Raw genomic sequence first — 14,322 nt, 5'->3', positions numbered from 1 at the left:
CGTCCAGGGCTCGGTCCAACCCGGGATCGGGGACACTCGGTGGATGCGCCGCCGTTCGTTCCTCGCCGTCGCCGGGTGGCTGGTCACCGCCGCCGTCGCCACCCTGATCGGGGTGGCCGCGATCCGGTGGGTCGGGGAGAGCATCGCCGGCACCCCGGGCGGGGTGCTCAGCCAGGAGGAGGTCGAGCGCGCCCTGGCGGCGCCGGCGCCGACCACTGCCGGCGGGGCGTCGACGTCACCGACCGGCGTCGCCCCGCACGGCGAGCGCAGGGTCTTCGCCACGGACGGGGGCACCGCGGTGGCCGAGTGCGGGCCCGACGGGGTGTGGCTGGTCTCCTGGGTGCCGGCGCAGGGCTACCGGGTCTCCGACGTCGACCGGGGGCCGGACGACGACGTGGAGGTCGCGTTCACCGGCCCGGCCGGGAAGTTCGAGCTGAAGGTCCGCTGCGTCGGCCGGGAGCCGGTGGCGGCCGAGGACGACGACTGAGCCCGTCACCCCCGGTGCGCCCGTGGCGACAACCGACTGCTCCACCGTGGACGTGCCGGTGGTACGGGCGGACCTGGCGTGCCGGCCGCATCGGGCCCGGACACGAGCGCACGGCGCCGCTCGACCTCTCGGGATCGGAACGTCGCCGCGCTCTGGCCGTCTCCCACCACCGCAGCCGTCCGGCGGTACGTCAGCGGGGACCTGGCTCGACCGGCGCTGTGCGCCCGTCCCTGTGTCGATCCCCGCTCACGGGGGCGGTAAACCTCCGGGCAGTGGGGAATTCCACCATCTGCGCGTCCCGGCGTGGCGTGGCGCCACAGCGGGTATGTGGGCCGACATGGAGCATTACACGATCGCGACTGTCGCCGAGAAGAGCCCGGATTTCCGGCGGGTGCTGTGGACCGGTGAACACAGCCAGCTGGTGATCATGACGATCCCGCCGGGTGGCGAGATCGGCGAGGAGGTCCACGAGGACATCGACCAGATCCTCACCTTCGTCAGCGGCACCGGCGAGGCCCGGGTGGCGGGGGAGAAGCGCGAGGTCGTCCAGGGCGACCTCGTGGTCGTGCCGGCCGGAACGAAGCACAACTTCGTCAACACCGGCCCGAACCCGCTGGTGCTCTACACCGTCTACGGCCCGCCCGAGCACGCCGACCAGGCGGTGCACCGCACCAAGGAGGAGGCCGACGCGGCGGAGGCGGCGGGCGAGGACGAGCCACCCACCTCCTGACGGAGCCGCCGACGGCCCCGCCTGAGGCGGGCGGAACGGGGTACCCGCAGCGGGTGGACCAGCCGGCGATCTCCGACTACGGATTCCTCTCCGACTGCCGCTCGGGCGCCCTGGTCGGCCGGGACGGCTCGGTCGACTGGTGGTGCCCGGACCGGTTCGACACCCCGTCGGTCTTCGGCCGGCTGCTCGACCCGACGGCCGGGCACTGGCGGCTGGCGCCCATCGCCGCCGGGCTGCCCGGGCACCGGACGGAGCGGGCGTACCTCGCTGACACCCTGGTGCTGCGCACCGTGCACCACACCCCGGAGGGGAGCGTCGCCGTCACCGACGCGCTCGCCGCCGAACTCGGCGCCCGGGGCCACGAGCTGGGGATGAACTCGCCGGCGGTGCTGCTGCGGGTCGTCGAGGGGCTGACCGGGCGGGTGCGGATGTCGCTGGACTTCCGCCCCCGCCCGGAGTACGGCCTGCTCACCCCGTACCTGCACGAGCAGCCCGACGGCGGGGTGCTCGCCGCGGCCGGCCCGGTGGTGCTGGCCCTGCACTCCGGCGGGGCTCCGCTGCCGGTGGACCGGGACCGGGTCCGGCAGGACTTCGAGGTCGCCGCCGGGCAGGTGGTCGGCTTCGACGCGGCGTACGGGCGGGCGTACGGGGCGGCGCCGGCCCGGCTGGACCCGGTGACCGCGCTGGCCGAGACGGTGCAGGCGTGGCGGGCGTACCGCGAGTCGCACCACTACGACGGCCGCTACGCCGACCAGGTGCGGCACAGCGCGACCGTGCTCACCGGGCTCACGTACGCCCGCAGCGGCGCGGTCGCCGCGGCCCTGACCACGTCGTTGCCGGAGCGGATCGGCGGCGACCGCAACTACGACTACCGCTACTCCTGGCTGCGCGACTTCGCGATGACCATGCGCGCCCTGTGGGTGGCCGCCTGCCCGTCCGAGGCGTCCCGCCTGTTCGCCTGGGCGGCCCGTTCGATCGGCCGGGTCGGCCCGGATCCCGTGCCGGTGCTCTTCGGCCTGGAGGGCGAGCGCGACGTCTCCGAGTACGAGTGCGCGCACCTGCGCGGCTACGCCGACAGCCTGCCGGTCCGGATCGGCAACGACGCCTGGCGGCAGCGCCAGCTCGACGTGCCGGGCGAGGTGATCTCGGCGGTCTGGCGGCTGCGCGACCACCTCGGCGAGACGTTCGACGAGGAGCTGCGCGAGATGGTGCTCGGCCTGACCGAGCAGGTGGCCGCCACCTGGCACCTGCCCGACCGGGGCATCTGGGAGACCCGGGACGCCGACCGGCACTATCTGTCGTCGAAGGTGCTCTGCTGGGCGGCGATGGACCGGGCGATGACCCTCGCGCCCCGGCTCGGCGGCCGGGGCGACCCGCGGCGCTGGGCGGCGATCCGCGACGAGATCCGGGCCGCCGTGCTGCGCGAGGGCTGGAACGAGCGGGTCGGCGCGTACACGGGGGCATTCGGCTCCCCCGAGCTGGACGCCTCCGCGCTGCTGCTGCCGCTGGTGCGCTTCCTGCCGGCGACCGACCCCCGGATGCGCGTCACCATCGAGGCGGTCGAGCGCGGGCTGGGCAGCGCCAACGGCCTCGTCCGGCGGTGGGACACCGACCCGGCGGGCTTCCTGCTCTGCTCGTTCTGGCTGGTGGAGTGCCTGGTGCTGGCCGGCGAGCGGGACCGGGCCGAGGCGCTCTTCGAGCGGCTGCTCGGGCACGCCAACGACGTCGGCCTGCTCAGCGAGCAGATCGACCCACGCACCGGCGCGCAGCTCGGCAACACCCCGCAGGCGCTCTCGCACATCGGCCTGATCAGCGCCGCCTGGCGCCTCACCGACCCCGGCACCGACTGACGGCGGGGGCGCGGAAGGGCCCCCGCCGGCCGGGGACTCGTGCGGGAAGACCTCTCCCTGTCATCCTCGGGCCGGCAGCACCGGCACGTCGGCGACGTCCACGGTCTCCGGATACTTCACCCCGGCCCCGGTGTTGAGCACCACCACCCGCTCGCCGGCCCGGATCCAACCGCCGGCGCGCAGGTGCCGGGCGGCGGTCAGGCAGGCGGCCCCCTCCGGGCAGAGCAGCAGTCCCTCCCGGGCGGCGAAGTCCCGCAGGTCGGCCAGGATCTCGGCGTCGTCGACCGCGATCGCGGTGCCGGCGCTGGCCCGCAGCGCGTCGAGGATCAGCTCGTCGCCGAGCGGGGCGGGCACGGTGATGCCGAACGCCACGGTGTGCGCGTCGGCCCAGGGCCGCGCCCGCTCCTCGCCGGCGGCGAAGGCGCGGACGATCGGCGCGCAGCCGGTCGACTGCACCGCGACCAGGCGGGGCAGCTTGTCCTCGATCCAGCCCAGCTCCCGCAGTTCGTGCAGCGCCTTGTGGATGCCGATCAGGCCGACCCCGCCCCCGGTGGGATAGATGATGACGTCCGGGACCTGCCAGCCGAGCTGCTCGACGATCTCGTACCCCATGGTCTTCTTGCCCTCGAGCCGGTACGGCTCGCGCAGCGTGCCGGCGTCGAAGACCGCCCCGCCGGATTCGGCGACCAGCTTCGCGACGTGCCGGCCGGCGTCGCCGATCAGCCCGTCGACCAGGCGCAGGTCGGCTCCGGCGGCCACGCACTCCCGCCGGCAGATGGTCGGCGCGGACAGCGGCATCACGATCGTCGCGCCCAGCCCGGCCCGCGCGGCGTACGTGGCCCAGGCCGCGCCCGCGTTGCCGTTGGTCGGCATGGCGATGCGCTCCACGCCCAGCTCGCGGGCCCGGCTGACGCCGACCGCCGCGCCGCGCGCCTTGAACGAGCCGGTCGGCGTCAGCCCCTCGTCCTTGACCATCAGGTCCGAGATGCCGATCTCGGCGCCGTAGGCGGGGGCGCGCAGCAGCGGCGTCCAGCCCTCGCCCAACGTGGTCTCGTGCCGCGGGTCGGCCACCGGCAGCAGCTCCCGGTAGCGCCACAGGTCTGCCGGGCGCAGCGGGAACCGTTCCGGGGTGAGCACCTTCGCCACCGCCGCAAGGTCGTAGCGGGCCAGCAGCGGCGAGCCGCAGTCGCAGAGGTTGGCCAGCCGGCCGGCGTCGTGCTCCCGCCCGCAGCGCGGGCACTCCAGGTGGGTCAGGTACACGCTGCTCCTCGCCGTCTCAGCTCGTGTCCCGGCCGGCGTCGATGCTCAGCCAGCGCCGGCTGCGCCGGCCGGGCTCGTAGGCCGAGTCCAGCCGCTTCGCCACCACGCCGGGCAGCCCCTGCTCCCGCCCGGCCCGCAGGGCCTCCGGGCCGGCGCCGGGGAACCAGGGCGGAGTCTGCCAGTGCGGGCCGGCGAGCGCCAGACCGTCGAGCAGCTCCCGGCGCTGCGCGTACGGCAGGTCGATGCTGGTCACGCCCTCCAGCCAGAGCAGGTCGAAGATCAGGAACTGCGCGTCCGGGGTCCGCCGCCCGCCGCGCACCGGACGCACCCTGCCGGCGGTGTCGATGCGGACCAGGACGCCGTCCAGCACGGCCTCCGTCGGGGCCAGCTCCTCGGCCAGCTCGCGCAGCCAGGGGTACGCCCCGGAGATGTCCTCGTCGTCCTCCGAGAGCAGCCGCAGCCGTCCCCCCGAGACGTACGCGACCGCGCGCACCCCGTCCCAGCGCAGCTCGTAGCCCCACTCCGCCTGGTCCCTCGGCAGCTTCGCCGCCCGCGTGGGGCGCATCGGGCGGACCAGTTCCGGCATGCTGGTCCAGCCCTCCGGCGGCGGGTCGGTGCGCCGGACCATCCAGTCCCGGCCACCCTTCCCGCCGGTGGCGAAGAGGACGTACCGCCCGGCGGTGCGCTCCCCGTCGAGGACCACGATCACCTCGTCGTCGCGCCACTTCTCCACGCGGTACGTGCCCCGGTCGTGGATGGTCATCCGCCCGCCGCCGTACTCGCCGGCCGGTATCTCGCCGTGGAAGTCCAGGTATTCCATCGGGTGGTCCTCGGTGTGCACGGCGAGATGGTTGCGCCCGTTGTCGCGGGGCAGCCCGCGCGGCACCGCCCAGGAGGCCAGCACGCCCTCGTGCTCCAGCCGCAGGTCCCAGTGCAGGCTGCGGGCGTGGTGCTGCTGGATGACGAAGCGGGCGGTGCCGTCGGCGGGCCTCCTCCGTCGCGGGGGTCGCTTCGGCACCGGCTCCGGGGTGCGTGCCGCGTCCCGTCTGCGCCGGTACTCCTCCAGCGGGTCAGCCACCCCCGTATTCTCCGGCACACCGCGCCCGCCCGCCGGCCTCCGGTGCGTCAGGCCGCCGCGCGCCGCCCGCCGCCCCCGGTGCTGTCGGCCCGCCGGCCCCGGGCGCCGGGTTGTCCGGATCGGCGGAGCATGTCGGGGAGCAGCACGGGTAGACCCGTCGGCATGGACCACGAGGAGCAGCCCACGGTCACGCTCCCGGGCGAGGTGCGGATGCCCCTGCTCGGCTTCGGCACGTGGCAGGCCACCGGCCAGGCCGGGTACGACGCCGTGCTCGCCGCGCTCGACGCGGGCTACCGGCACGTCGACACCGCCACCATGTACGGCAACGAGGAGGAGGTGGGCCGGGCCGTCCGCGAGAGCGGGCTGCGCCGTGAGGACGTCTTCCTCACCACGAAGCTGCCGCCGGACCGGGTCGGCCGCGAGCGGGAGACCATCGAGGCGAGCCTGACCGCGCTCGGCACCGACCACGTCGACCTGTGGTTGGTCCACTGGCCGCCGTCGAACCCGGCGGACGGCATCCCGGTGTGGCGGGAGCTGCTCGCCGCCCGCGACGAGGGGCTCGCGCGGGCGGTCGGGGTGAGCAACTACAGCACCGCCCAGATCGACGAGCTCATCCAGGCGACGGAGGAGAACCCGGCGGTGAACCAGATCCGGTGGAGCCCGTCGCTGTACGACCGGCAGCGGCACCGGGAGCACCGGGACCGGGGCGTGGTACTGGAGGGGTACAGCCCGTTCAAGACCAGCGACCTCGCCGACCCGGTGCTGACCCGCATCGCCGCCGCGCACGACGTCTCCCCGGCCCAGGTGGTGCTGCGCTGGCACGTCGACCACGAGATCGTGGTCATCCCCAAGTCGGTGACCCCGGACCGGATCCGCGCCAACGCCGACATCTTCCACTTCTCGCTCACCGCCGAGGAGATGCGCGACATCGACGCTCTCGGCAACCCCTGACCGACCCCTCCCGCGACCCCGGTCGCGGCGGTGCCGGGCGCCCGAACCGGGCCGCCGCTGCCAAATTCCTTCAGTCCGAATAGGGGCGATGAAGGGTATCGACATAGATGCTCGTGACGATATAGCGTGCGCGTCACCAGTTCATCGATCAGTCGGAACCCCTCCGCCCTCGCTGAAGGAGCCCCATGAACGCGTCACGACCCGCCCGCCTGCGCCGCCGCAGGCTGCTGGGCATGTCGGCGCTGATGGCCACCGCCGTGGCCGTCGCCGCCAAGCCCGCCGCGGCCAGCGCCGCGCCGATCGCCGCGCCGAAGGCAGAGTGCCTCGCCGACCTGCTCGGGGAGTCCTGATGGCCACGATTCCCTGGCTGGTGGACGTCCTGCGGGGGGCGGGCGTCCAGGTCGTCACCCACGGCGACTGGCTCAACCGGATGCGCCCGGGTGACTTCAACCCGATCGGCGTGCTCTGGCACCACACCGCCGCCACGTCCAGCGCCACGAACCCGCACCCGGCGCTGAACGTCTGCATCAACGGCCGCTCCGACCTGCCCGGCCCGCTCTGCCAGGCCCTCGTCGACTACCACGGCGTCTTCCACGTCATCTCCGCCGGCCGCTGCAACCACGCCGGCACCAGCGGCGGCAGCGGACCGATCCCGGCGGGGGACGGCAACACGCTGATGATCGGCTGGGAGATCGACTACAACGGGGTCAGCCAGGAGATGACGGCGGCGCAGTACAACGCGTCGATCGCCGCCACCGCGGCCGTGCTCAAGCGGCTGGGCCGGGACGCCAGCTACGCCCGGGGGCACCGCGAGACCAGCACCACCGGCAAGATCGACCCGTCCTTCATCGACCTGAACAAGATGCGCTCCGACGTCGCCGCGAAGATGGCGGGCGGCACCGCCTGGACCTCCACCGTGGACAACTCCACGGCCGGCCGGTTCACCGCGAGCGCCAACTGGGGCACCTCGACGTACTCGACCCAGCGCTTCGGCGCCGACTACCGGTTCGCGGATCCGGTGGCCGCCAGCGACGCCGCCTGGTACAAGTTCAACGTCCCGGCGACGGCGAACTACCAGGTGGACGCCTGGTGGCCGGCCAACGCCGGCTACAACGCCGCGACGCCGTACATCGTGTCCACCACGACCGGCAACCGGACCATCGTCGTCGACCAGCGGGTCACCGGCGGGCAGTGGCGCACGCTGGGCGCCTTCACGCTGCCGGCGGGCGACGCCAACCGGGTCGCCGTCAGCCGGTGGAGCTCCGCCGCCGGCCTGATCATCGCTGACGCCGTCCGCCTCACCCGGGTCTGACCGCCGGTCCGATCCGCACGACGTCCGCCAGGCTCGGGGTGGCCTGGCGGACGTCGCGCGTCCGGGCATCGCTGGCCCCGTGCGCGGGAGCGCGGGCGGGAGCGGCGATGGTGTCGACCGACCACCGAACGGTTGATTGACGGTTACTCACCGCTGTCCTTACCCTTTCGGCGATCTTCAATACCTTGAACGGGGGCTCGTATGGTTGATCGTCGATTCCGCCTGTCCGCTGCCAGTGACCCTCCGGCCCGGCGGGGCCCGTACCGACCGTGGCTGTCCGCCGCGGTGGTGACGGCGGTCGCCGTCTCGGTGGCGGCGATCGGGGTGGCGGGGACACCGGTGTCGCCCGCAGCGGCCGCTCCCGCGTGCGACGCGGTCAAGAGTTCCGAGCGCGAGGCCCTGACGGCGGCCGCCGCGTGCGACCGGCCGGTGGTGGTGGGTCCGTCCCGCTCGGAGTACGTGCAGGTGGTGGCGCAGCCCGACGGCCGGCTGCGGTTCGAGTCGGCGGTGGAGCCGCAGCGCACCCGACGGCCCGACGGGTCGTGGGCGGAGGTTGACCTCACCCTGCGGCGCGGTGCCGACGGCCTGCTGCGACCGGCGGCCTCGGTGGCCGACGTGGCGTTCTCCGGCGGCGGGGACGCGCCGATGGTGTCCCTGCGGCGCGGCGGAAAGTCGATGTCGCTGTCCTGGCCGCAGCGGCTGCCGGCACCGACCGTCTCGGGTGACTCGGCCACCTATCCGGGGGTGCTGCCCGAGGTGGACCTGGTGGTGCGGGCGACCCGGACGGGCTTCACGCACGTCCTGGTCGTCAGGTCGGCGCGGGCGGCGGCCAACCCGGCGGTCCGTTCGATCACGCTCAGGGCCGGTGGCGACGCGGACCTGACGCGGCTGCCCGACGGCGCCCTGCGAGCGGCGGTCGGAGGCGCGCCGTTCGCCCGCGCCGAGCGGGCGGTGATGTGGGATTCATCCCTGCCGGCGGGCGCCCGCGTCGCGCGCGGACAGGACGCCCCCATCGCCAGATCGAGTGCCTCGGTGACCGGGGACGGCGCCCGGACGGCAGCGGTGGCGACGCAGGTGACCCGGGAGGGCGACCTGCGGCTGGTTCCCGACGCGAAGCTGCTGGACGCCCCGGGCACGACCTTCCCGGTCTACGTGGACCCGAACTGGTCCGTGACGAGATCCAAGTGGGCATACGGCACCAGCAACGGCTGCACGAACACCGACTACACGGTGGCCCGGGTGGGGCTGAGCCCGGACGGGCCCTGCAACGACGTGCGCTTCCGGTCGTACTTCCAGTTCCCCACGTCCAACGGCTCGGTGTCGTTGAAGGGCAAGCACATCGAGTCGGCGTACGTGCAGATGAGCCTCTACCACTCGTGGTCCTGCGGCGCCACCTACACGAACATGTACCTGACGCCGGTGATCAACGCGACGATGAAGGCGTCCTACACCGGGATGGCGCTCAAGAGCTACCTGACGCGGACGGCGGGCAACGCCAACAAGGGCTACGGGTGCTCCGACTCCCCGCAGCCGGACATGACCATGAACTTCTCCGCCTCGGCGGTGACCAGCCAGGTGCAGACCGCGGCGGCGAACAGCTGGAACACCATCACGTTCGGCTTCAGCGCCCGCGACTCCGACGGCACGGACGAGTCCACCCAGGACCGTTGGAAGAAGTTCACCCCGGGCAAGGCCAAGCTCGTCGTGGACTACGACTCCCGCCCGGGCCGGGCGACCGGGATGCAGGTGGCCGGCGTCGCCTGCCCGACCTCGGGGGTGATGACGACCGGCACGCTGACGCCGACGTTCTCCGCGGTCTACCCCGATGCCGACACCACCCAGTCGCTGAACGGCGTCTACGAGTGGATCGAGGTCCCGGCGGGCGGCATCGGCACGGTGACGGACAGCTTCCCCGCGCGACTGACCCCGCCCAACAGGCCGTCCGCGCCCGCGAACGGTCGGGCGACCACCTCGGCGGTCACGGTGGTCAAGGGCAAGACGTACGCGTGGCGGGTCACCACCGTCGACCCGGCGCCGTACTCGCAGTGGAGCGGCTGGTCGGGATGGTGTCAGTTCAGAGCCGACAACACCGCCCCGGCGGTGACGGTCACGGTGGTCACCGCCCCGACCGGGCCCGGCCATCCGGCGAAGTTCCGGATCGACTCGCCGAGCGCCGACGTGACGACCTTCAGGTACGGCTGGACCGGTGCCACCACGGCAATCGCCCCGACGGGCACCGGTCCCAAAAGCGCCGAACTCACCCTGACCGTGCCGAGGTACGGGACGAACATCCTCTACGTCTCCGCGGTCGACGCCACCCTCAACGAGGGCTACGCCAGCGTCGAGGTCGACGCCAAGCGGCCCTCCCCGCCGATCGCCCGCTGGGGCCTGGAGACCTATCCCGGGCAGACCCAGGCCGGGGCCCTGGCCGACACCCAGCCCGCGCTCGGTGACAGCGACGGCACCGGGCCCCTCGTCAACGACACGTCGCTGACCGGGTCCAACGTGGCGTGGGCCGGCGACGCGCGGCTCCTCGGCGGTCAGTCGGCGAGCTTCAACGGCCTGTCGAGCTGGCTGACCACCGCCGCGCCGGTGCTGGACACCCGGAAGAGCTTCTCCGTCGCCGCCTGGGTGCGGCTGGGAGACACCAGCACCTACCGGACGGTGGTCTCCCAGATGGGGACGAAGAACGCGCGCTTCATCCTGTACTTCGACCCGTCGGCCAACGCCGGCGCGGGCGGCTGGGGCTTCTTCATGTACAACGACCCTGATGCCGCGGTCAACGCGGGAGACGTGGCGTACAGCGGGCCCGCCACGGTCAACCGGTGGACCCACCTGGCGGGCGTCTACGACGCCACCGCCAGAACGATCAGCCTCTACGTCGACGGCGTGCGGGTGAAGACCGTCGGCCACACCGTCAGCAAGAACGCGACCGGGCCGGTCAACATCGGCCGCAAGCTGTTCGACGGCGTGTCGCACCACCTGTTCAAGGGGGAAATCGCCGACGTCCAGATCTTCGACCGGGTGGTGGTGGAGCAGGACTTCACCGGCCAACTGAAGAGCGACGAGGACTCCAGCGGCTTCGACGAGCCGGGCATGCTGGCGCCGGTCCAGGTGGGCGGCTGGGACTTCAACGGCGGCGTCTCGTGCCATGCGAAGGACCGCGCGGGCGCCTGCGAGGCGCCGGACGGGACCGGCTTCGACCGCTGGCTGGCGCTGGAACGCGGCGCCGAGGTCACGGACACCGGCCTCCACCTCGACGGCTACTACTTCCCGGACGTCAACCCCGAGCCGTGGGAGGCGACCGCGGAGTGGGCCCGCAGCGCGGTGAAGACGGGAACGTCCGTGGACGGGGACGGTGAGCCGACGACCGTCTGGCAGAACACCCCGGTGCTGCGCACCGACCAGTCGTTCACCGTCTCGGCCTGGACGAAGCTCGACCGGACGGATGCGTACCAGATGGTGCTTTCCCAGGAAGGCACCGTCAACAGTGGGTTCTACCTCTATTTCGCCACTGACGACGGCGGAGTCTGGAAGCTCAAGATGCAGAAGGATGCCGCGACCGCCGACGGCGGCACCGGGACCACGTTCGCGCAGACCCCAGCCTTGGACGCCGGGGAGAGCTGGCACCACTTGGTCGGCGTGTTGGACGCGGGCCGGCGGCAACTGAGGCTCTACGTGGACGGGGACCTGAAGACCACGTCCACGCTCAATGCGGCCTGGCAGCCGTGGCAGGCGAGCGGTCCGTTGAAGGTCGGACGCGGCTACGGAACCTCACACCCCTTGTTCGGCGCCGTCGACGACATCGGCGCATACCAGGGGGCGATGACCGACGCCCAGGTGAAGGCGCTCTACGACGACGAGGTCGTCAAGGCGCCGGAGCTGTGAGGCCGGCGCCCGGCCGGCGCACGCGAGTGCCGCCGGCCGGGCGCGTCCGTCAGTTGAGGGCTGCCCGGGCTCAGGAGCGGGAGCAGGTGACCCCGTTGAGGGTGAAGCTGGTCGGCGAGGTGTACGCCCCGCTCAGCGTCCCCTGGTATCCGAAGCTGGCCGTGCCGCCCGGCGCGAGCGAGCCGTTCCAGCTCAGGTTCCGGGCGGTCACCGCCGACCCGCTCTGGTTCACGGTGGCGTTCCACGCGCTGGTCACCTGCTGCCCGGCGGGCAGGTTGTAGGCGAGCGTCCAGCCGTTGACCGCGCTCGACCCGGTGTTGGTGATCTGGACGTCGGCGGTGAAGCCGTTGCTCCACGAGTTCGGCGTGTACTTCACCGCGCACCCGCTGCCACCCGGCGGCGGCGTGCTCGGCGGGGGAGTGGTCGGCGGCGGGGTGGTCGGGTTGCCGCCGCCGTTGACCGCGGCGGAGAACGAGGTCACCGCCAGCCCGGTGCCGCCCTGCCAGGGCTCGAAGCCGGCCTGGATGCTGGTCAGGTACCAGCTGCTGGTGATCGCGCCGCGGTTCTTCACGTCGTTGATGAAGTCGAGCACGCTGAAGCTCAGGCTGCTGATCGGCGACGGCGCGACGTACGAGATGACGTTGTTGGAGCCGTTGCTGCCGCGCCACACCTCCCAGGTCCGGCCGGCCAGGGTGGTGGTGCCGACCGGGGAGCCGATGGGCTGGATGGGGCCCTGGCGGTTGAGCCAGATCATGATCTCCATCTGGTTCACCCCGTCCCGCTTCGGCGTCGGGTCCAGCCAGATGTCGTACGAGGCGTTGTAGACGGCGCCGCTGACGTAGCGGTAGGAGATGCTGCTGGTGGCGCTGCTGATCTGGCTCACCTGGATCGGCAGGTTGGTGCCGGGGGAGCAGTTGGTGTAGTGGCAGCCGAGGAAGATCGACGGGTACGCGGTCGGCGCGCCGTTGGTCGGGTTGCTGCCGTTCTGGGTGGTGATCTCGAAGCCGCTGTCGGTGACGTTGATGCACTGCTGGGCGGTGGTGCCCCAACGGTTGTTCTGCACCACGTAGCGGCCCTGGATGACGGTGGAGCCGTACTGCTCGCAGATCTGTGTGTCGGCGCTGGCGGTGCCGCCGAGGGCGACGGCGACGATCGAGCCGGCGGCCAGCACGGCGGCTGCCGCGAGGGCCCGGAGTGGACGTTTCATGACGCTCCTTGCTTCGGCGTGGAGACGCCGGTCGGATCGGTCTGGAGACGGTGCGGGAGCGCTCCCATACGCAGTCGACACATTTACATCTCTGAAACCCTCGCGCAACGGGCCTGGGGTAATAGGGCGGTAAGTGAGGTTTGTCACGCCCGAGACCGGCGGTGGGCAGGTGGTCGCCCGAGCAGTGCGTCGCACGCTCCGAGGAATGTTTCGCACGGGACGATTGACTCTGGTGTGTACCGATTGCGGCGAGTAGTGTCTTGCCTCCAACGCGTGCCGAACCCCTCCGGAGGCGTACACCACCATGGGTGGCTCCCCCCTGCGCATCCTCGTCGTCGGCGCGGGCATCGCCGGTCTGGCCGTGGCCCGAGCGCTGCGGATGGTGGGCTTCCGGCCCGACGTCACCGAGAAGCTCCCCGCGGGGGAGAACGCCGAGACCGGGCTCTACCTGCCCGGCAACGCCGCCCGCGCGCTGCGCCGGCTGGACCTCGACGGCCCGGTCCGCCCGCTCGGGCAGGTCATCCACCGCCAGCGGTTCCTCGACGCGACCGGGGCCCCGCTGTGTGAGGTCGACCTGGACGCGCTCTGGGCCGGCGTCGGCGAGTGCCGGGCCCTGCCCCGCGCGGAACTGCACCGGGTGCTGCTCACCGGGGCCGGTGGCGCCGTCCGGCACGGCGCCGAGGTGCGCACCATCGACCTGCTGCCGCAGTCGGTCGGCGTCACGTTCGTCGACGGCACCGCCACCGAGTACGACCTGGTGATCGGCGCCGACGGGCCGCGCTCCTCCATCCGGGCCCTCGCCGCGCTCGGCGGCCCGCCGTGCCCCGCCGGCCAGGTCGTCTACCGCAGCGTGGTGCGCGACGGCCCCCGGCTCGCGGAGTGGACCGCCCTGCTCGGCCAGCGCGCCGGCTTCCTGGTCGTGCCGCTCGGGGCCGGACGGCTGCACTGCTACGCCGACGAGGCCGGCACGGTCCTGCCGGCCGACCCGGTGGCCCGGCTGCGCGAACTCTTCGGCGACTACGGCGGACCGGTGCCCGAGGTGCTGGAGGCGCTGGAGCGGGTGCACGTCGGGCTCACCGAGGAGGTGGAGCTGGGACGCTGGTCCCGGGGGCGGGTGCTGCTCGTCGGCGACGCCGCGCACGCCACCGCCCCGACCCTGTCCCAGGGCGCGGCGATGGCGCTGGAGGACGCCGTCGTGCTCGCCGAGTCGCTCCGGGCGGCCGGCAGCGTGCAGGCCGCCCTGGCGGCGTACGAGAGTCGCCGCCGGCCGCGTACGCGATGGGTGCGGGACCGCACCCGCGACCGCAACCGGACCCGGGACGTGCCGCCGGCGCTGCGCGACCCACTGCTGCGCGGGCGCGGCGACCGCATCTTCGGCGAGCACTACCGGCTGTTGCTCGGCCCGCTCTAGGAGCCGGGTCGCCCCGGCCGCCGGGCCGGGTGGCGGAGGCTACCCGACCACCCCACGCGGCGCAGCCACCTGCCGGGGACTATCCTCCTTGCGGATGACGGCCCGCAGATAACCAGCGCGTGCCGAGCGGGACAACCCAGAACCGGAG

At 73.1% G+C, this 14,322-nt stretch carries 11 protein-coding genes; 8 read left to right on the top strand and 3 right to left on the bottom strand.

The features are described from left to right. The first annotated feature begins 43 nt into the window (after window positions 1-43). The 3 genes from ACGF7U_RS28200 (at window position 44) to ACGF7U_RS28190 (ending at window position 3,067) form a co-directional block, all read left to right on the top strand. A complete protein-coding gene (locus tag ACGF7U_RS28200) occupies window positions 44-487 on the top strand; it encodes a septum formation initiator (protein ID WP_393111732.1) in 444 nt (147 codons plus the stop codon). Window positions 488-824: 337 nt separating this feature from the next. Then, window positions 825-1,217 (top strand): cupin domain-containing protein, encoded by a 393-nt coding sequence (locus tag ACGF7U_RS28195; RefSeq protein ID WP_393111730.1) that lies wholly within the window; start codon window positions 825-827, stop codon window positions 1,215-1,217. A 53-nt stretch (window positions 1,218-1,270) separates the two neighbouring features. After that, window positions 1,271-3,067: a glycoside hydrolase family 15 protein gene (locus ACGF7U_RS28190; RefSeq protein ID WP_393111728.1), complete on the top strand. Its 1,797-nt coding sequence runs from the start codon at window positions 1,271-1,273 to the stop codon at window positions 3,065-3,067. A gap of 60 nt (window positions 3,068-3,127) precedes the next feature. Here ACGF7U_RS28190 and ACGF7U_RS28185 read toward each other — a convergent pair whose 3' ends face one another. Together ACGF7U_RS28185 and ACGF7U_RS28180 are read right to left on the bottom strand one after the other, a co-directional pair. Beyond that, the gene (locus ACGF7U_RS28185; RefSeq protein WP_393111726.1) at window positions 3,128-4,327 is read right to left on the bottom strand and encodes a threonine synthase; all 1,200 of its coding nucleotides are present in this window, start codon (window positions 4,325-4,327) and stop codon (window positions 3,128-3,130) included. 16 nt (window positions 4,328-4,343) lie between these two features. Further along, the gene (locus tag ACGF7U_RS28180) at window positions 4,344-5,405 is read right to left on the bottom strand and encodes a DNA polymerase ligase N-terminal domain-containing protein (protein ID WP_393111724.1); all 1,062 of its coding nucleotides are present in this window, start codon (window positions 5,403-5,405) and stop codon (window positions 4,344-4,346) included. A gap of 162 nt (window positions 5,406-5,567) precedes the next feature. On the opposite strand from ACGF7U_RS28180, the gene ACGF7U_RS28175 reads away from it, so the two are divergent. The 4 genes from ACGF7U_RS28175 (at window position 5,568) to ACGF7U_RS28160 (ending at window position 11,556) form a co-directional block, all read left to right on the top strand. Further along, the gene (locus tag ACGF7U_RS28175; RefSeq protein WP_393111722.1) at window positions 5,568-6,356 is read left to right on the top strand and encodes an aldo/keto reductase; all 789 of its coding nucleotides are present in this window, start codon (window positions 5,568-5,570) and stop codon (window positions 6,354-6,356) included. 185 nt (window positions 6,357-6,541) lie between these two features. Then, window positions 6,542-6,706, top strand: coding sequence for a hypothetical protein (locus tag ACGF7U_RS28170; protein ID WP_393111720.1), 165 nt, complete (start codon window positions 6,542-6,544; stop codon window positions 6,704-6,706). Then, the gene (locus ACGF7U_RS28165) at window positions 6,706-7,668 is read left to right on the top strand and encodes an N-acetylmuramoyl-L-alanine amidase (protein ID WP_393111718.1); all 963 of its coding nucleotides are present in this window, start codon (window positions 6,706-6,708) and stop codon (window positions 7,666-7,668) included. The genes ACGF7U_RS28170 and ACGF7U_RS28165 overlap by 1 nt, the downstream gene beginning before the upstream one ends. 285 nt (window positions 7,669-7,953) lie before the next feature. Further along, on the top strand, window positions 7,954-11,556 hold the full coding sequence (locus ACGF7U_RS28160; protein ID WP_393111716.1) for a LamG-like jellyroll fold domain-containing protein: 3,603 nt from the start codon (window positions 7,954-7,956) through the stop codon (window positions 11,554-11,556). A gap of 70 nt (window positions 11,557-11,626) precedes the next feature. On the opposite strand, the gene ACGF7U_RS28155 is transcribed toward ACGF7U_RS28160, so the two are convergent. Further along, window positions 11,627-12,763, bottom strand: coding sequence for a cellulose binding domain-containing protein (locus ACGF7U_RS28155; RefSeq protein ID WP_393111714.1), 1,137 nt, complete (start codon window positions 12,761-12,763; stop codon window positions 11,627-11,629). 304 nt (window positions 12,764-13,067) lie between these two features. Between ACGF7U_RS28155 and ACGF7U_RS28150 the strand changes: the two genes are divergently transcribed. Then, the gene (locus ACGF7U_RS28150; protein WP_393111712.1) at window positions 13,068-14,174 is read left to right on the top strand and encodes an FAD-dependent monooxygenase; all 1,107 of its coding nucleotides are present in this window, start codon (window positions 13,068-13,070) and stop codon (window positions 14,172-14,174) included. The last annotated feature ends 148 nt before the right edge of the window (window positions 14,175-14,322 follow it).

Source organism: Micromonospora sp. NPDC047670 (assembly GCF_043204915.1).
Classification (GTDB): Bacteria; Actinomycetota; Actinomycetes; order Mycobacteriales; family Micromonosporaceae; genus Micromonospora.
Note: the sequence above shows the minus strand (reverse complement) of the source record. Positions and strands in the feature narration are given on the sequence as shown.

Coding starts and splice junctions, on each gene's coding strand:
- ACGF7U_RS28170 (WP_393111720.1), top strand. CDS start 6,542: ATGAACGCGTCACGACCCGCCCGCCTGCGCCGCCGCAGGCTGCTGGGC.
- ACGF7U_RS28200 (WP_393111732.1), top strand. CDS start 44: ATGCGCCGCCGTTCGTTCCTCGCCGTCGCCGGGTGGCTGGTCACCGCC.
- ACGF7U_RS28155 (WP_393111714.1), bottom strand. CDS start 12,763: ATGAAACGTCCACTCCGGGCCCTCGCGGCAGCCGCCGTGCTGGCCGCC.
- ACGF7U_RS28150 (WP_393111712.1), top strand. CDS start 13,068: ATGGGTGGCTCCCCCCTGCGCATCCTCGTCGTCGGCGCGGGCATCGCC.
- ACGF7U_RS28165 (WP_393111718.1), top strand. CDS start 6,706: ATGGCCACGATTCCCTGGCTGGTGGACGTCCTGCGGGGGGCGGGCGTC.
- ACGF7U_RS28175 (WP_393111722.1), top strand. CDS start 5,568: ATGGACCACGAGGAGCAGCCCACGGTCACGCTCCCGGGCGAGGTGCGG.
- ACGF7U_RS28195 (WP_393111730.1), top strand. CDS start 825: ATGGAGCATTACACGATCGCGACTGTCGCCGAGAAGAGCCCGGATTTC.